Raw genomic sequence first — 18,571 nt, 5'->3', positions numbered from 1 at the left:
AAAAATATGTCAAAACAACGTCTTATTTTAATCGACGGCTCTTCTTTTTTATTTCGAGCCTATCATGCTGTTCCACCGTTAACCAATTCCGCTGGACTCCCCACCCATGCTATTTATGGGGTGGCTAATATGTTGCGTAAATTAATCAAAGATTATCAAACGCCTTATTTTACTGTGGTCTTTGATGCAAAAGGCAAAACCTTTCGCCATCAGCTCTATGAGGCGTATAAAGCAAACCGTCCGCCGATGGATGATGATTTGCGCGTACAAATTCAACCGTTGCATGATTTGATAAAAGCAATGGGCTTACCTTTAATTATTGAAAGCGGGGTTGAAGCCGATGATGTGTTAGGGGCTTTGGCACGCTATGCCGAAAATGAAGGCTTTGAGGTCATTATTTCCACTGGGGATAAAGATATGGCGCAATTAGTCACCGAGAATATTACCCTTGAAAATAGTATGTCCAATACAAAAATGGATCGGCAAGGGGTTGTTGATAAGTTTGGGGTTACGCCTGAGCAAATTATAGATTATTTAGCCTTAATGGGCGATAGTTCGGATAATATTCCTGGTATCCCTAAAGTGGGTACGAAAACGGCGGCAAAGTGGTTAGCTCAGTATCAAACCATTGATAATTTAATCGCCTCAGCCGATGAAATTAAAGGCAAGGTCGGCGAAAGTTTACGTGCCAATTTGGAACAGTTAGCCTTATCAAAACAACTGACGACCCTTAAAACCGATTTAAATTTAACCTATACGCTGGAGGATTTAAAATCGAAACCCGCTGATCTAAATTTACTGATGCAGCAGGTCAGTGATTTAGGGTTTTCAGGATGGCTTAGGCAACTTCAGTCACAAAATAAATCCACAAAGGTGGTTGAAGTGGTTGAAGTGGTTGAAGTGGTTGAGGTAATTGAAGTCGTTGATGCGGTTGACGAGTCACCGTCCAGTGATCCGCTAAAAATAGATTATCAAACGATTTTAACGCAAACACATTTAGATGAATGGCTTCAACGTTTAGAGCAGGCTGAAATTTTTGCGTTTAATACTAAAACGACCGATCTTAATTATTCAGAGGCAAAAATCGTAGGCTTATCGTTTGCGGTTACGGTTGGAATAGCGGCTTATCTGCCCTTAGCCCATGATTATATTGATGTTCCGCCTCAGCTTAATTTAGAGTCTGTTTTAGCCCAGTTTAAACCGCTATTAGAAGATAAAACGAAGGCAAAAGTCGGTCAAAACCTTAAATACGAGGCGCATGTTTTAAAAAATCATGGAATCACCTTACAAGGGATTCAAGACGATACCATGCTGGCCTCTTATGTGTTGAACAGTGTGGCAACCAAACATAATACGGATGATTTGGCGAAATTTTATCTAAAATTAAAGACGATTCATTATGAAGACGTGGCAGGGAAGGGAGTAAAACAAATTTCATTTAAAGACGTTGCCTTAGCGCAAGCAACCCCTTATGCCGCAGAAGGCGTTGAGATGAGTTTGCGTTTGCACTCGCTGTTTCGTGATAAATTAGCCGCGTTGCCACAGTTGCAACACCTTTATCAGCAATTAGAAATTCCGCTATTATCTGTTTTGACACAAATTGAAGCAAATGGGGTTTTAATTGATAGCGATCAATTAGCCACTCAAAGCATGGAGTTTGCCAGTCAATTAATTTCATTGGAACAACAAACCCATGATTTAGCGGGTGAGAGTTTTAATATTAATTCGCCGAAACAAATTCAACACATTCTTTATGATAAATTAAAGCTCCCTGTTTTAAAAAAAACCCCTAAAGGGCAACCCTCAACGGCGGAACCTGTATTACAAGAACTGGCTCAAGAATATCCTTTGCCTAAATTTATTTTAGAATACCGTAGTTTAAGTAAATTAAAATCGACTTATACCGATAAACTACCGTTACAAGTTAAGACTAAAACCAATCGGATTCATACCTCTTATCATCAGGCGGTTACGGCAACTGGACGCTTATCCTCATCCAATCCTAATTTACAAAATATTCCTATTCGCAGTGAAAATGGGCGTAAAATCCGCCAAGCGTTTATTGCACCTAAAGGCTATAAAATCGTGGCGGCTGATTATTCTCAAATAGAATTAAGAATCATGGCGCATTTATCGAAAGATTCGGGTTTGTTAAATGCGTTTGCAAAGGGTGAAGATATTCATACCGCAACCGCAGCGGAGGTGTTTGAAATTAGCAAAGATAAGGTGACACCAGATTTACGTCGTTCGGCTAAAGCGATTAATTTTGGGTTAATTTATGGAATGTCCGCGTTTGGATTAGCTCAACAATTGGGGATCGAAAAAGGCAAGGCGCAATTGTATATTGATTTATATTTTGAGCGTTACCCCGGGGTGAAACATTATATGGAAACCACCTGTGAATTGGCAAAACAACAAGGCTATGTCGAGACTTTATTAGGGCGGCGATTATATTTACCTGAAATTAATGCCAGTAATGGACGCAAACGTCAATATGCGGAACGGACGGCGATTAATGCCCCAATGCAAGGAACGGCGGCAGATATTATTAAGCGGGCGATGTTATCAACTCATGATTGGATTGTTAATTCTCAAGCCGACGTTAAAATGATTATGCAAGTCCATGATGAGTTGGTTTTTGAAATCCATGAAACCATTATCGACTCCGCGACCACTCAAATTAATCAGTTAATGTGTTCAGCAATGCCGCTGGATGTTCCTTTAATTGTCGATATAGGCATCGGCGATAATTGGGATGAGGCGCATTAATATGGGTCTCAAGGTGAGCCGTTTAGACGGCTCGGCTTTTCCTCCACGTTAAAGCAGGATTACACTCGTGTCAAAAATAGCCCCACTTAACAATAAGAAAACCGTAACGATGCTAACCACGCAACAAGGAACGTTTAATTTAGAATGCTACCCCAACGATTTAACAGGTAACTTACGCGCATGGGATGCCGCAGATGAATATTTACTCAATACGCTGGAACTATCACCGAATAGTCGTTTATTAATTTTTAATGATCGTTTTGGTGCATTAGCCGTTGCGCTGAGTCAATTTAAACCCTACATCATCTCCGATTCCTATTTATCACAAACCGCAACCCGTTCTAATTTAGCCGCCAATCAATTAGCTGAAACTCAGGTGACGTTTTTAAATAGCTTAGAGTTACCGCAGGGAACGTTTGATTATATCTTAATTAAGGCCCCTAAAACGCTGGCCTTTTTAGACGATTTTTTAATCCGAATACACGCATTACTTCACCCTAAGATACAGGTTATTGTGGCAGGAATGGTCAAAACATTACCCGCGTCGGTTTGGAAATTAGTCGCAAAACACATCGGTGAAACAACCCCGTCTTTAGCGAAGAAAAAAGCCCGTTTAATTTTTGCGACCCCCAATCCACAGCGAATGATTCCTGTTTTAGATTATCCGACAAATTATCATTTAGAAAATACAACCTACACCATCGCGAATCATGCTAATGTTTTTTCACGACAATCCTTAGATATAGGGACTCGATTTTTATTAGCACATCTGCCTTCAGATCCGCAGCTAAAAAATATTGTTGATTTAGGCTGTGGAAATGGTGTGGTTGGATTATTGTTAGCTGAAAAAAATCCTCAAGCAAAATTGTATTTTATTGATGAATCGTATATGGCCATTGCCTCTGCCCAACAAAATTTTAATCAAGCCGTTGCCAATAAAAATCCCGCCGTGTTTTCTGTAAGCGATTCATTAACCAACTTTGCCGCTAATTCAATGGATTTAATTGTTTGCAATCCTCCTTTTCATCAACAAAATACCATTGGAACGCAGATTGCGTTGACGATGTTTCAACAAGCCCATCAGGTTTTAAAAACAGGGGGACAATTGCTTGTAATTGGAAACCGTCATTTAGGCTATCATAGCGTCTTAAAAAAATATTTTAAACACACTAAATTGGTTGCAGCGAATGCTAAATTCGTTATTCTTCGAGCGATAAAATAAGTTTAATACAATGCAAATTAAATCATTAATGGTACAAGGCACAACCTCGGATGCGGGGAAGAGTGTGTTAGTGACGGCATTATGTCGTTATTTTTATCGACAAGGCATTAAGGTCGCGCCATTTAAACCGCAAAATATGGGATTAAACAGTGCCGTAACCGCAGACGGCGGCGAAATTGGACGAGCGCAAGCGGTTCAAGCCGTCGCAGCAGGATTATCCCCGCATATTGATATGAATCCCATTCTGTTAAAACCCAGTTCAGATAAAACGTCGCAAGTGATTGTTCAAGGAAAAGCCTTAAATTATCAAAATGCAACCACCTATCATGCCTATAAAAAAACGGCGATGAAAGCGGTTTTGGAGTCCTACCAACGGTTACGTGAACACTATGAAACGATCGTTATTGAGGGGGCGGGCAGTCCTGCGGAAATTAATTTGCGGAAAGGCGATATCGCCAATATGGGCTTTGCTGAAAAAATAGATTGCCCTGTGATTTTAATTGCGGATATTGATAAAGGCGGCGTATTTGCCCATCTTGTTGGCACCTTAGAATTATTATCACCCTCGGAACGTCAACGGGTTGTTGGCTTTGTCATTAATCGTTTTCGGGGCGATAAGGCATTATTAGAATCAGGTCTTAGCTGGTTAGAACAAAAAACAGGGAAACCCGTGTTAGCCGTTTTACCCTATTTAGAAAATTTTCATTTAGAATCTGAAGATTCATTGTCCCTTAAAAATTCAACGTCTAAACCCACACAAACGTTAAACATTGTCATTCCTAAATTACCGACCATGGGTAATCATACCGACTTTGATCCTTTACTTTTTCATCCAACTATTAATTTAAAATTTGTTGAACAGAGTCGTGACCTTGATAAAGCCGATTTAATTATTTTAGCGGGGACAAAATCGGTGCGTGATGATTTGAATTGGTTAAAAAAAACAGGATGGCAAACCGTTATTAATCGCCATTTGCGTTATGGTGGAAAGTTAATGGGAATTTGTGGGGGGTATCAAATGCTCGGTAATGCGATTCATGATCCTGATGGGGTTGAGGGATCACTAGGCAGTAGCCAAGGATTAGGGTTTTTAAACGTGGAAACTACTTTAAAAACACAGAAAATAGTACGACAAAACACAGGGCATTTAATCATGGATAATACCCCCATTAAGGGTTATGAAATTCATGCGGGTATTACGACAGGGCTGGGCTTACAACGTCCGTTAATGCAATTATTACAAGGGAATGAGGGCGCGGTTTCAGAGGATAATCTGATTATAGGCAGCTATTTACACGGTTTATTTGATTGCCCTGATGCCTGTTATACCTTACTGAAATGGGCGGGGGTAAATGAAGCTAAAACTATTGACTACAGCCTTTTACGTGAGGAAAATATTAATTTAATTACCGATACCTTAGAGCAATATTTTGATTTCTCACGTTTAAAAACGAGTCTAAAAAAATTTGATACCGCTCGCTAATAAAACTAACGTAAGCGTGTCATCAACATTAAGCTTACTTTTCAAAAATTCGGGTGGCCCCAGTCCAGTTTTCATCAGGCAATGATTTCATAAACTGTTCACATTTTGCGATCATTACTTTTGCGGGGTGGTCTTGCGGATTATCCTTTAAAATATCATGATAAACCGCTAAAGCCTGTTCAAATTTCCCCGCCAAATAGTAATCAAACGCTTTAGTCGCTTTTGCAACTAAGGCTAATGTTTCCTCATCGGCATCTTCTTTTTCAGTTATTAATTCATAAATTTTAATACCTTCATTTTTACCTTTGACAATAATGAAGTCTAAAGGTCTAAAAACAAAATATTGATACACTTGACGATAGGTTATTTGGCTAACAATAATATTGGTGTGATAAATTTTATTAACCCCTTCAATCCGACTAGCAAGGTTTACATTATCCCCAATCACGGTGTAATTAATACGATCATTTGAGCCTAAATGGCCGACAATCGCCAGACCCGTGTGAATACCTATTCGAGTATTAAAGGCTTTTTTCCCCTCTACTCGTCGCTGTTCATTCAATGAATCAATCGCTCGCCGACAGCCTAATGCGGAATAACACGCGAGTCGAGAATGGTCTGAAATATAGTTAGGTGCTCCCCAAAAAGCCATAACAGAATCACCAATATATTTATCAATCGTTCCTTGATTTTTTAAGACAATAATATGAGTCATCTGATCAAAATAATGAGATAAATCCGTCATTAATTCCTTCGGTCCGACTTCTTCTGCAATACTGGTAAACCCTTCAATATCTGAAAAGAAAAAACTTAGGTTTAATTCTTGATGTTCTGCGACAACGGCGGCCTCGCCCTTTTCTATAAACTGCTGTACTAATGACGGGGGAACATATTTTAAAAAGCCCTTTAATCCTTGTGTCATCGAGGTCGTTGCATCTGACATTTGTTGAAATTCTTGAATCGGGGATGAAAATAACTTTAAATCTGTAAAATTTAAGTTTTTAACTTGCTCCATTGTTTGAGTAATACTTTCAATGGGTTTGGATAAACTACGCGATAACCAAACACAAAAAAGAACCGAAAGTAGCAGCATCAACGAAATAATTAATAAGCTCATGGAGCGTGCTTGTTTTGCCCGCCCTAAAAAATCATCTTCGGGAATAATAATAATTAAAAACCAGTCTTGTCCCGTTTTGGCTGAAAAATCATAAACTTTTAGTAAATAATTTTTACCTTGCCAACGATAAGTAATTTCAGTCTCAAGGCGTTTAAAAAATTCTTGCGCCCCTTCGCGTACCCAGTCTTGTTCAATATCATTAATGGTCATTTCTTGACCACTGGTTAATTTTTCCATGGTTAAATCAGAAAACAAAATAATCTTTCGGGCTTGATTAACCACTAATGCTTTACCATTTTCACCTATTTTTAGGGATGAAAAAAAATCAGATAAACGATTTAAACTAATATCAGCCCCGACAACCCCTTTAAATTCATTATTAAGGTTTATGATAGGGCTAGCAACGGTAATGCCATAGAGTTGTTGTTTATCACTGACTTGCTGATAAATATTATCAGGCTCATTATTATGAAATTTATAAACTTCAGTCCAGTGTAGTTTTGATGCAGCTTTTACCCCTTGGTACCACCCTCGTAGACGAGGATCAAATTCAGCGTATTTTTCAGACTTGACTGTTAAAATAGCCTCTTCAGCATCTCGGTATTTCCATACGGTATGGGGATTCTTAGCGGTGTTATAAATTAATTTAGTTGAAATAGAACCAAACTTATTACGATATCCTAAAATGAAATGACCGTTTTCATCCGCAATATAGTACATGAATAAAAAAGGGGTTTGTTTTAAAATCTTAATAACATGCTGTTCTAAATGCGGGTCATTAACTAAATCCAGTTTATTGGCTAATAAAATAGACCCTAACGAGGTAGCGTCTTCTGCAATTTTTAGATGATGGGTGGTTTCACCCACGGCATGATTAATGGTTGTTGTCAGTAACGAATTAGATAGGCGTAACGTATTTTCAGAGTTAACGTTATAACTGTAAACTACGATGCCGACTGTAAAAATAATTAACCCAATAAAACAAGTCATTAAATCAAATTTAAAGGCGCGTTTATAACCTCTGAGTTTCATAGCATGAACCTAATAAGATGATGGGCTAAAAAAGATAGAATTAGATTATAACGGATGCAAATTTTAGACGCGCGTCTATTCGTTTACACGGATGAATAATTTAGAATATTCGGCTTTTGAACGTGGTGGGGATAACGAGCCGCCAACGTGACGGCTCTTTATTTTTTAAATAACTTTGGAGAATTGCTGTTGTTTTTGGGTTAAATAACGATCAAAAATCATACAAATATTACGAATTAATAAACGTCCTGGGGGTAATACGTCAATCTTATCATTAAAAATAGTGATTAAACCATCGACTTCCATGACCTCTAAACGGGATAATTCATCCGAAAAATAGTCTTTAAAGGTAATTGAATAATTGTTTTCAATGGTCTTAAAACTCAAATCAAAATGACAAATTAATTGGGTAATCACGGCTCGACGCAATTTATCATCTGCGTTAAGGACCAGGCCTTTAACGACGGGTAATTTACCTTGATTAATCAGTTGATCGTATTCGTCTAAGCTTTTTACATTTTGTGAGTAAGAATCGCCCACCCAACCAATGGACGTGACTCCCATGCCAATCAAGTCACAATCTGAATGGGTTGAATACCCTTGAAAATTACGGTAAAGCTTACCTTCTCGCTGTGCAATGGCGAGTTCATCATCAGGTTTTGCAAAATGATCCATTCCGATATACACATAGCCTGCATCTAATAGGCGTTGCCCCGTCATTTGTAAGATGTCTAACTTTTCTTCTGCTGAGGGAATTTCCTCATCTTTAATTTGCCGTTGGGTCTTGAATTTTGTCGGCATGTGGGCATAATTAAAAATAGAAAAACGGTCAGGTGAAACCGCTAACACTTTTTCTAAGGTTTCCGAAAAACTTTTGACCGTTTGTAAGGGCAAGCCGTAAATCAAATCTAAATTAGTTGAACGAAATCCATATTTACGAGCGGCTTCTAATACTGCGAAGGTTTCGGCTTCACTTTGAATACGATTAACGGCTTTTTGCACGATCGGGTTAAAGTCTTGTAAGCCTAAGCTAATTCGATTAAAACCTAATTCGCGTAATTGCTGAATGGTATTGTCATCGGTTTCGCGAGGATCAACTTCAATCGAATACTCACCACTATCATCCTCATGCAAATTAAAAAATTGACGGGTTGTCTCCATCAAACGTTTCATTTGCTGATAATTTAAAAAAGTCGGTGTGCCTCCACCCCAGTGCAGTTGATTGACTTTTCGACTGGAATCAAAAAGCTGGGCTTGCATTTCAATTTCTTTGAGTAAATTATTAAGATAGGGCTCTGCATGTTTTCGATTTTTAGTAATAATTTTGTTACACGCACAAAAAAAACAAACGGTATCACAAAAAGGTAAGTGAAAATATAACGATAATCCCCCACCATTAGCATTGGAATTTTTAATTTGCTGGGTGTATTCTTTCTCAGCAAACTGCGTATCTAATTCTAAAGCGGTTGGGTAAGACGTATAACGAGGGCCTGCTTTGTTATAACGGTTAATTAAGTTGAGGTCGAAGCTGATTGATTGATCCATAAGGTTTAATGACCTGTTATTTCAATATGACGATTAAATATAAAAGACGTTACAAAAAAAACGGGAACTTTGTTAGCCAAAGTTCCCGTTTTTTACGTTCATTGGGGTAAAAAAACTAGTTTTCACCCGATGCTATTTTTCGTTCGGCTTGTTCGTAAACAAATAGAGGTTCATTGTCACCTAAAACCGCTCCTTCATCAACCACAACTTTTGTAATACCATCAGCTGTGGGTAATTCATACATACTATCAAGTAATACATTTTCAACAATGGTTCTTAATCCTCGAGCCCCTGTTTTTCTTTCCATCGCTTTACGCGCAATAGCGATTAAAGAGTCTTCTCTAAACTCAAGCTCCGCGCCTTCCATTGAAAATAAATGCTGATATTGTTTGATCAGGGCATTTTTAGGCTGCGTTAAAATTTGAATTAAGGCGGCCTCATCAAGATCTTCAAGTGTTGCAACGACGGGTAAACGTCCTACAAACTCGGGAATTAATCCGTATTTTATTAAATCTTCCGCTTCAACTTCAGCAAATAATTCGCCTACATTTTTAGTTTCATTTTTAGATTGAACCTCAGCACCAAAACCAATCCCACTTTTTACGGAACGATTTTGAATTATTTTATCTAAGCCTGAAAAGGCTCCACCCACAATAAACAAAATATTTGCGGTATCAACCCGTAAAAAATCTTGCTGAGGATGTTTGCGTCCTCCTTGAGGAGGAATCGAGGCAATGGTTCCTTCAATTAATTTTAATAATGCTTGCTGCACGCCTTCACCCGAAACATCACGAGTAATGGAGAGGTTTTCAGATTTTCGGGTGATTTTATCAATTTCGTCAATATAGATAATCCCCGTTTCTGCTTTTTCAACGTTATAGTCACATTTTTGCAGAATCTTCTGAATAATGTTTTCAACATCTTCACCGACATAACCCGCTTCCGTAAGGGTGGTTGCATCGGCAATGGTAAAAGGAACATCTAACAGTCGCGCCAACGTTTCAGCTAATAAGGTTTTTCCTGACCCTGTCGGCCCGATCAATAAAATATTACTTTTACCGAGCTCAACATCATCTTTATTGGACTGACTACGCAAACGTTTATAATGATTATAAACAGCAACGGATAAATTTCTTTTTGCAGCATCTTGACCAATGACATATTGATCTAGAGTCGCTTTTATTTCTTTGGGCTTCGGTAAAGCCTCAGGAACGACCTCAGATGCCGCTAATTTTTCTTGTTCAGCATCATCTTTAATAATATCATTACAAAGCTCAACGCACTCATCACAGACATGAACCGAGGGGCCTGCAATCAATTTCTTTACTTCATTTTGACTTTTACCACAAAAAGAGCAATACAGTAGTTTATCGTCACTACTCATAAACAAGTCTCCAAGCTATTAGGCTACACATTTTTAGTACCGTAACACAAAATCATAATCTATTAAATTAAATAAATCGTATCGGCTAAGGAATAAGCGATTAATAATGTCCGAAAGTCGCCTACAAAATCAAAAAGTAATTTTGTAGACTAGGTTAGCTTGGTTTCGTTTCGTTTGCAAAATAAGTTAACCCAGCTTTGACTCTTTACAATAAAATTTCGGGTGTTATTAAAGGATTAGTCTAAATAAATTAAACATTAATACTAGGTCGATTTGATAATACTTTATCAATTAACCCATAGTCTACAGAGGCTTCAGCACTTAGAAAATTATCTCTATCCGTATCTTTTGCAATGGTTTTGACATCCTGACCCGTATGAAAGGCAAGAATATTATTTAATTTTTCACGAATCAACAAAATTTCTCGAGCATGAATGTCAATATCAGACGCTTGACCTTGAAAGCCCCCTAACGGTTGATGAATCATCATTCTTGAATGAGGCAAACAAAAACGTTTTTCCGCCGCCCCTCCCGCTAATAATAAAGCCCCCATGCTGGCGGCTTGGCCAATACACAAAGTACTTACATCAGGCTTAATAAATTGCATGGTATCATAAATTGACATCCCAGCGGTTACTGAGCCACCCGGTGAATTAATATACAAATGTATTTCTTTATCAGGGTCTTCAGATTCTAAAAACAAAAGCTGGGCAACAATTAAGTTGGCCATATAATCTTCAACTTGCCCGACTAAAAAAATGATACGTTCTTTTAATAGTCTTGAATAAATATCATAAGAACGCTCCCCTCGCGCCGTTTGCTCAATCACCATGGGGACCAGACCACCCGCAGCTTCGGGGGTTATCATTGAATGGGGGCTTGTTGTTTGATACATATTAACCTCGTTGTTGGCTCTGCTGATGAAACTTATTAACTAAATCGTTAAATTTATACAACTCATCCGTCAAAACGATTTTTCCTGTTAACCACTGAACTGTTTGCTCTTCTAACAGCCTTTGTTTCACTTCATCTAAACGCGATTGATCTTCGTAATACCACGCTAAGACTTCATCAGGCGAATCATAGCTTTTCGCCAAGTTAGTAACTTCTTTCCGAAGATTTTCACTACTAACAACCAATTCATTTTGTTCTATAATTTCACTTAAAATCAATCCGAGTCCGATACGACGTTTAGCTTCTTCTTCAAAAACATCCTTCGGTAAATTTAAGTCCTCTAAGGCTATGTTTTGTTTTTTTAAATTCTCAACATAAGGCCCCATAATCTCTTTTATTTCGCGTTGAACCAGTGCATTAGGAAGCGTAATCTCGGTATTTGTATACACCGCGCTTAAAACAGATGTTTTTAAGACCCCTGTTAATGCTTTTTTTAGTTCATTTTCCATATTCGCTTTAACATCCGTATAAAAAGCGTCTATATCGCCACTATCAATCCCATACTCTTGCACAAAATCTTCATTAATTTCAGGTAACTGAGGCGCTTCAATTTTGACAACATCGACTTCAAAACTAGCCAGTTTGCCTGCAAGTTCAGGTTTAGCGGTATATTCTGTTGGGAAAGTGAGTTCAACCTGTTTATGATTTCCTGTCTCTAACGACAACAACGCCGCTTCAAAACCTGGAATCATACTATTACTGCCTATTTCCACTTCAAAGTTTTCAACCGTACCGTCGGTAAAGCTTTCATCTTCACAGGTTCCTGTAAAATTTACAGTAACACGATCTTGATCTTGAGCCGCACGCTCAACTATGGCCCAAACAACTTTATGCTTTCTTAATTTCAATAACATTTCATCAAAATCAGCATCGCTTATTGACGAAATAGGACGCTTAGCTTCAATTTCGGTCAGACCCTCTAATGAAATAGTGGGATAAACTTCAAATTCAGCGGTATAAGCCAATCCTGTTTCTTGCACAATAGGCTTAATAGTTGGCATATCAACAGGGGTTAAGCTTTCTTGTTGTAACGCTTCATAATAACTGGATTGAATAATATCTCCTGCAATTTCCCCTCTAACGCGTGAACTGTATCTTTTTTTAATAAGACCTTTAGGGACTTTTCCAGGACGAAAGCCATCAATGCGAACCTCATTTTTCAATGACTTTAAGCGTACATCCACTTTCTCTTGAATGACTTCTTCTGGGATACTAACAGTCATAGTTCGGCTTAATTCTGATGTCTGTTCGACAGAAACTTGCATGAGTTTACCTCAAATAAAATAGATAGGAAATGGGCTTATGAAATGGGTGATTAACGGTGATTATGCTAATAACAATGGGGAGTAAAGTGGTGCGAGCGGAGAGACTTGAACTCTCACATCATAAGATACTGGTACCTAAAACCAGCGCGTCTACCAATTCCGCCACGCTCGCATACTTTAATAAAGCAGATAATTATAAGTGACTTTTTTCATATAAGCAAGGTTTAGTAAACCTTAAACTTATTTTTTTATCGTTAGGTGTTTATAAGAAAGCCATTTTAAATGGTTACCAAGAGACCTTTAATCTTAAGCTGAATAGCTTATTTATACTATAAAACAAGGATTTATTGTTGTTTTAAACTAATTCATAGTGATTTTTTTTATCGTGTATACCGCGTTAAAATAGTAATAATAGAGGTCTTGTTTTTAAGGAATTTAATTTTTAAAAATGCTTAAATAGCCTTCCAAATTTAAGATTAATTAAAATTTTCCCTTTTTATAATACTCATAATTTACAAGACTTAGATATTGCTTGTGACCCTACTTACTTAAAAACATTCGTTAGAGTTGTTTGCTATAAGGTAAGCAATAACAAAGTGTTATGTGAAAAAATATTTTTTATGATAAATTTTTAGGGGGCTTTCATGAAGGAGAATTGCTGTTAGCCAACAAAAAAGCTATAATGCAAGCGCGTTCAGAATACACAATAAATATTCGTTAATATGAGGTTAAGGATGGCGTTGGATAAATACATTGTCTCCCCCAGCCTAAATTAAGGATATTCGTTCTAGAACTAGTCAGCGTAATATTTAAAACCTATGATATTGTTGTGAAGAATTTACGTGTTTAACGCGAAGTCTTTGCCATGCTTACAGTCGCTTTAAATTTAGGTCGTAAATAAATTAAGCCGTAAAGCAATATTTTTGTATTTATTTGTAAGACTATTAAACATGCTTCAAACCTCTTGCAACCCATTGAGTTTAAAATAAAAACAATAATTAAATCATCCTAATTTTTATTTTTGTGTCATGATATTTCAACATTACCTAATGTACATGCTTAAATACGTAATAAAAAATCAAAATATAACTTTGGTAGAGTAAAATAGTGAAAGTTTTTATTATTTTTTGTGGGCTCATCAGTGGATTCATTTCTGCTCAGAGTTACGCATCAAAACCTAAAATAGCCTCAGAAGAAAAATTAAAAGCTATTTATTTAGTGCATATTAGCCAATTAACCACATGGTTAAAAAAACCTTCTGTTGATACTTTTTCTATCTGTATTAACAAAGCTGAGGAAATTAGTAAAAAACTAAAAGAAATCGAAAACCACTTAATTAAGAAAAGACCCCTTAAAATTCAATATAATTTATCACCTGAACAACTGCTGAAATGTGATGTTTTTTACGTCAGTGCCTCCGAAATTTCTCTGTTTGAAAAATATAAATCTGAACTTGAAAAACATGCGGTTCTAACCATTAGTAGTGAAGTCGGTTTTACCGAAAATTATGGTGGAATTATTCGTTATTACGTTGAAAATGATAAAGTAAAAATGCAAGTTAACTTAGAATCCATGCGAAAAACAGAACTTAATATGAGTTCTAAATTATTACGTTTAATGAAACCCTAGAGCTTATGTTAATTTTCTATAACTTACCTATCACAGCGAAAGTTAAACGACTTATTTTTATCGCAGTTAGCACCGCTTTATTCATCATGGTCATAACGTTAACCATCATGGATTATCAGCATAATAAATCAAAATTAGCCGATAGAATAAAAATTCAGGCCGATATTATCGTTGCAAACTCACAGGAAGCCATTTATTTTGATGACACCATAACCGCAACCGAAGCCCTTGATGCATTAAAAGTAGATAACATCATTCAATACGCCTCTATTTCCATAAAAGATACGCCGAATTATGCTATTTATGGTCAGATTGAAGAAAAAAGTTTTTTTTTCTTAAGTTTTGTGCCGCAGCAAAAAACGCTGACTTATCCTTTTACCTATAAAAAGCCTAGTTTACTCGAACAGATTGAGTCAGAACTCAATGGGGAAATTAGCATCCAATTTAAACTGGATTATTTTTACTTGGAATTACTTAAAGATATGGCTGTGATTACCCTCATCGCCATCGTTTGCTTAGTACTCACGCTTTCCGTGACGGGTCGGATTATTAAACAAATAGTTTTACCGATTCTCCAATTAGCCAGTACAGCAAAAAATGTTACCGCGAATAAAAATTATCAAACGCGTGCTGAGGTTTTTGGTGATGATGAGGTAGGGCGATTAACTGAAAACTTTAATGAAATGTTGTCGCAAATTCAATCCCATGAAGAAGCGTTAGAAGAAAAAGTATTAAAACGGACCGAAGCCTTAGAAAAAGCATTATTAACAGCCGAAGCCGCTAATCAAGCAAAAAGTGAATTTGTCGCTAATATTAGCCATGAAATTCGCACCCCGATGAATGCGATTATTAATATGAATCGCTTTGCCTTAAAAACCGAATTAACCCATAAACAACGTAATTATTTAACAACGGTAGATACCTCAGCCTCTTGGTTGTTAAATGTTATTAATGATACCCTCGACTTTTCTCGAATAGAATCAGGGCAGCTTGAGCTAGATGAAATTGAATTTAGCTTAAGCGACCTCATGAGTAAGCTTAAAATTTTTACAGGTGAAACCGATAAAAAAGGGTTAGAGCTTATTTTACAATCGCCCCTAAAATTAGAATATTATTTGATTGGCGATGATTTTCGCTTAGGTCAAGTCATTATTAATCTAGTTAGTAATGCCATTAAGTTTACTGAAAAAGGGGAAATCATTGTTTCGATAGAAATCGTGGAAGAAAGTAATCAACAAATAACCTTACTTTTTTCTGTGGTCGATACGGGGGTCGGTATTGAAACACAGTATCAAGATCGCTTATTTAATTCCTTTTCGCAAGCCGATGCCTCAACCACCCGAAAATATGGGGGGACGGGGTTAGGATTAGCGATTACCCAAAAGCTTATTAATTTAATGGGCGGGGAAGTTCAGGTTGAAAGCGAAGTTGGCAAGGGAAGTCGTTTCTTTTTTAACGTAACCTTAGATAAAAGCTCTAAATACCTGCCTAACCGTTTAACAGATTATAAAGTAGCGGTTGAACACCTTAGGGTATTATTACTTAATAATAGCCCGACCTATCAAACAATATTTGATAATCTATTGGGTGAGTTAAATATTTCAACAACGCCTGTAAACTCGCTATCATCCGCTATTCATGAGTTAGAGACTAACAATGCTTATGATTTATTTTTAATTAATTGGAATTCAATTTCTCCAAGCGAACAGGTTATCTTTTCTCAAAAATCATTTAGGGATCATGTTGCAATAGCCATTATCGCAAGTGCCTCAGAGCACGAGACTATTATTGCCCAAGATTATCATTTAACCTCAGATAATATTATTAATAAACCGTTACAAGCTGAAAACTTAGTGGATGCTATTAGTATCGCTGTTAATCAAAAAAGCTGTTTGAAGGTTAAATCATTAGAAAGTGATCGCTCACTGTTAAATCCTGAAAAAATAATTAATAGTCGTTTGTTGTTGGTTGAGGATAATGAAATCAACCAATTAGTAGCCTGTGAGTTACTCGAAAACAAAGGGGTTAATGTAACCATAGCGAATAATGGTCGAGAAGCGGTTGAAATTGCCGCTCAACAATCATTTGATTTAGTTTTAATGGATATACAGATGCCTATTATGGATGGTCATCAAGCAAGTAGAGCCATCCGTAAACATTTAACGAAGGACAAGTTACCCATTGTAGCGATGACAGCTCATGCCATGAGTGACGATAAAGAACGTTGTTTCTCAGCAGGTATGAACGATCATCTCGCCAAACCCATCGACCCGACCGCCTTATATACAGTTTTAGCTAAATATTTACATAAAACAGAAATCATTGAAACTGCTCAACCTACGGTTAATCTCAAAAATAATGCGGATGGCTTTCCGCAAATGAAAGGAATAAACTTTCAAAGTGGCATGGAACGCGTCGGTCAAAATCGAACGCTTTATCTTAAACTGTTGCAAATGTTTATTAAAGAACACCAATACAGTTTTGATGATATAACCCAAAAATTGGCAAATGATGATGTTAAAGGGGCCAAAATAAAAGCGCATACACTCAAAGGCGTTGGGGCTAACTTAGGAGCAACAGCCTTATCAACCATTGCGGCTGAAATTGAGGTGCTATTAAATGAACAAGAAACCGTAGAGGATACGACAAAATTACAGACGCTTGCGGATGAAGTAAAACATTTTATGGATGGAATTGAACGAATTTCTAGTGCAGACACTCAAAAACCGCCGCCTAAACAAAATGAGAACTTAGATTTAAAATTACAGTTACGTGAAGTTAGAACACAAGTTTCACGCTATGATTTTTCGGCCATTCAAACTATTCATTGTTTAATGGAGCAGTCGAAACAGAAAAAAAATATCTACCCACAGTTAGAAGACATTAAACAAGAGCTTGAAGGATTTAATTATCAAAAAGCGTCACAACTCATTACAAGCTTAACAAAAACACTGTCTTAGTTAAAAAGTAACATCAACGCCTACTGAGTAAGTTCGCCCACGGTTGGGAATTCCACTGGGTTCATTCGCTAATTTGGTTGAACTAAAATACTGCTCATTCAATAAGTTATGCCCTTGGCTAACAATGGCCAACCAATTCGTCATTTGATAACGAACATTGGCATTTAACAGCCAATAATCATCCAGCTCTGTAATTTTATTCGAGGTTTCTTGATCCATTTCGCTATGATAATAACCGTTTAAATTAATATTAAAATCGTTATATTCGTACATCGCGATCAAAGAAAACGTATTTTTAGCCACTCGACGTGGGTTTGTTTCCGTGGATAAAAGATAAGTATAGCTAGAACGTAACGAAAATTCATCCGTAATTTGTGCCTGTAATTCAAACTCTATTCCACTGGTTTTTAGTGTCCCTTCGATATTAGTAAATTTCCTTTTAAAATCACTAAGTTGTCGGTTTCTGTTAATAATCGTATCAATCTTATTTTCACTCCAGCTATGAAAATAAGTTAATGACGTATGATAATTATTAAAGAAAGTATGTAGCCAAGCAAACTCTAAGGTTTTAATATCTTCTGATTTAAGCCCAGCCTCCCCTAAACCCTGTGTTCTTGAGATTTGTCGAATTGAAGGCGCGCGAAAGGCTTGTCCATACATCAGTTTAAAGGTTGAATTAAAATCAGTGGTATAAACAAGGGAAAAACGGGGGTTAATCGCCTGATTACCATCAGAATAATGGTCATACCGTAAGCCAAGGGTTAATTCTAATTGCTGATTAAATCGATATTGATCTTGAATATAAACCCCAAAAACATCCCGTTTACCTGAAAGTATATCTCCCTTTACTGTCGCATAACGCCACTCCATGCCGGCTAACAAAAGATGATCTTCATTCAACTGGTAACGACCATCAAGACCGATATTAAATTCATTATCCTCAATACGTGAACTCTGTTGATTATTTATATCATAAGACGTTTGACGAATATACTGAAAACTACTGCGTAAGGTTAAGTTTAAATCTTTTAAAGTAAGCAGATCATATTCAAGATGAGCCGATTCTTGTTGTATATTTTCGGATTGTTGATTTTTTGTATTAAAAAACCCGTTTAACTGTTCTTCTGAGTAGCGTAAATTTAATCGAAAATCACGCCAACGCAATTTTGCATAAATTTCTTGATCTTTTTCAATTTCATCGGCATCAACTG

Annotated in this window: 11 protein-coding genes and 1 tRNA gene; 5 read left to right on the top strand and 7 right to left on the bottom strand. The window is 36.9% G+C overall.

What is annotated here, in order from left to right:
• Window positions 1-6 precede the first annotated feature (6 nt).
• The 3 genes from polA (at window position 7) to Q9M50_07320 (ending at window position 5,474) form a co-directional block, all read left to right on the top strand.
• Window positions 7-2,769, top strand: a complete 2,763-nt coding sequence (gene polA / locus Q9M50_07330; protein MDQ7090442.1) for a DNA polymerase I — start codon at window positions 7-9, stop codon at window positions 2,767-2,769.
• A gap of 67 nt (window positions 2,770-2,836) precedes the next feature.
• On the top strand, window positions 2,837-3,991 hold the full coding sequence (locus Q9M50_07325) for a methyltransferase (GenBank protein MDQ7090441.1): 1,155 nt from the start codon (window positions 2,837-2,839) through the stop codon (window positions 3,989-3,991).
• 10 nt (window positions 3,992-4,001) lie between these two features.
• Complete coding sequence (locus tag Q9M50_07320) at window positions 4,002-5,474, top strand: cobyric acid synthase (GenBank protein ID MDQ7090440.1); 1,473 nt, start codon at window positions 4,002-4,004, stop codon at window positions 5,472-5,474.
• Window positions 5,475-5,508: 34 nt separating this feature from the next.
• On the opposite strand, the gene Q9M50_07315 is transcribed toward Q9M50_07320, so the two are convergent.
• The 6 genes from Q9M50_07315 to Q9M50_07290 all read right to left on the bottom strand — a co-directional run bounded on the left by Q9M50_07315 (window position 5,509) and on the right by Q9M50_07290 (window position 12,943).
• Entirely contained in the window at window positions 5,509-7,623 is a 2,115-nt protein-coding gene (locus tag Q9M50_07315) for an adenylate/guanylate cyclase domain-containing protein (GenBank protein MDQ7090439.1), read from the bottom strand.
• Between the two features lie 165 nt (window positions 7,624-7,788).
• Complete coding sequence (hemN, locus tag Q9M50_07310; GenBank protein MDQ7090438.1) at window positions 7,789-9,168, bottom strand: oxygen-independent coproporphyrinogen III oxidase; 1,380 nt, start codon at window positions 9,166-9,168, stop codon at window positions 7,789-7,791.
• A 115-nt stretch (window positions 9,169-9,283) separates the two neighbouring features.
• Window positions 9,284-10,552, bottom strand: coding sequence for an ATP-dependent Clp protease ATP-binding subunit ClpX (gene clpX, locus Q9M50_07305; protein ID MDQ7090437.1), 1,269 nt, complete (start codon window positions 10,550-10,552; stop codon window positions 9,284-9,286).
• A gap of 250 nt (window positions 10,553-10,802) precedes the next feature.
• Window positions 10,803-11,447 (bottom strand): ATP-dependent Clp endopeptidase proteolytic subunit ClpP, encoded by a 645-nt coding sequence (gene clpP / locus Q9M50_07300; GenBank protein MDQ7090436.1) that lies wholly within the window; start codon window positions 11,445-11,447, stop codon window positions 10,803-10,805.
• Window position 11,448: 1 nt separating this feature from the next.
• The gene (gene tig, locus Q9M50_07295; GenBank protein MDQ7090435.1) at window positions 11,449-12,771 is read right to left on the bottom strand and encodes a trigger factor; all 1,323 of its coding nucleotides are present in this window, start codon (window positions 12,769-12,771) and stop codon (window positions 11,449-11,451) included.
• A gap of 87 nt (window positions 12,772-12,858) precedes the next feature.
• Window positions 12,859-12,943, bottom strand: a tRNA-Leu gene (locus Q9M50_07290).
• A 935-nt stretch (window positions 12,944-13,878) separates the two neighbouring features.
• Between Q9M50_07290 and Q9M50_07285 the strand changes: the two genes are divergently transcribed.
• Complete coding sequence (locus Q9M50_07285) at window positions 13,879-14,400, top strand: YfiR family protein (GenBank protein ID MDQ7090434.1); 522 nt, start codon at window positions 13,879-13,881, stop codon at window positions 14,398-14,400.
• A 5-nt stretch (window positions 14,401-14,405) separates the two neighbouring features.
• Window positions 14,406-17,360, top strand: a complete 2,955-nt coding sequence (locus tag Q9M50_07280) for a response regulator (GenBank protein MDQ7090433.1) — start codon at window positions 14,406-14,408, stop codon at window positions 17,358-17,360.
• Here the strand turns inward: Q9M50_07280 and Q9M50_07275 are convergent, their stop codons facing one another.
• Complete coding sequence (locus Q9M50_07275; GenBank protein ID MDQ7090432.1) at window positions 17,361-18,524, bottom strand: TonB-dependent receptor; 1,164 nt, start codon at window positions 18,522-18,524, stop codon at window positions 17,361-17,363.
• Window positions 18,525-18,571: the final 47 nt, after the last annotated feature.

It is taken from the genome of Methylococcales bacterium (genome assembly GCA_030949405.1).
GTDB lineage: Bacteria > Pseudomonadota > Gammaproteobacteria > Methylococcales > Methylomonadaceae > WTBX01.
The sequence above is the reverse complement of the archived record's forward strand: the minus strand, read 5'-3'. Positions and strand labels throughout refer to the sequence as shown.

Coding starts and splice junctions, on each gene's coding strand:
- Q9M50_07280 (MDQ7090433.1), top strand. CDS start 14,406: ATGTTAATTTTCTATAACTTACCTATCACAGCGAAAGTTAAACGACTT.
- Q9M50_07315 (MDQ7090439.1), bottom strand. CDS start 7,623: ATGAAACTCAGAGGTTATAAACGCGCCTTTAAATTTGATTTAATGACT.
- Q9M50_07320 (MDQ7090440.1), top strand. CDS start 4,002: ATGCAAATTAAATCATTAATGGTACAAGGCACAACCTCGGATGCGGGG.
- clpX (MDQ7090437.1), bottom strand. CDS start 10,552: ATGAGTAGTGACGATAAACTACTGTATTGCTCTTTTTGTGGTAAAAGT.
- polA (MDQ7090442.1), top strand. CDS start 7: ATGTCAAAACAACGTCTTATTTTAATCGACGGCTCTTCTTTTTTATTT.
- clpP (MDQ7090436.1), bottom strand. CDS start 11,447: ATGTATCAAACAACAAGCCCCCATTCAATGATAACCCCCGAAGCTGCG.
- hemN (MDQ7090438.1), bottom strand. CDS start 9,168: ATGGATCAATCAATCAGCTTCGACCTCAACTTAATTAACCGTTATAAC.
- tig (MDQ7090435.1), bottom strand. CDS start 12,771: ATGCAAGTTTCTGTCGAACAGACATCAGAATTAAGCCGAACTATGACT.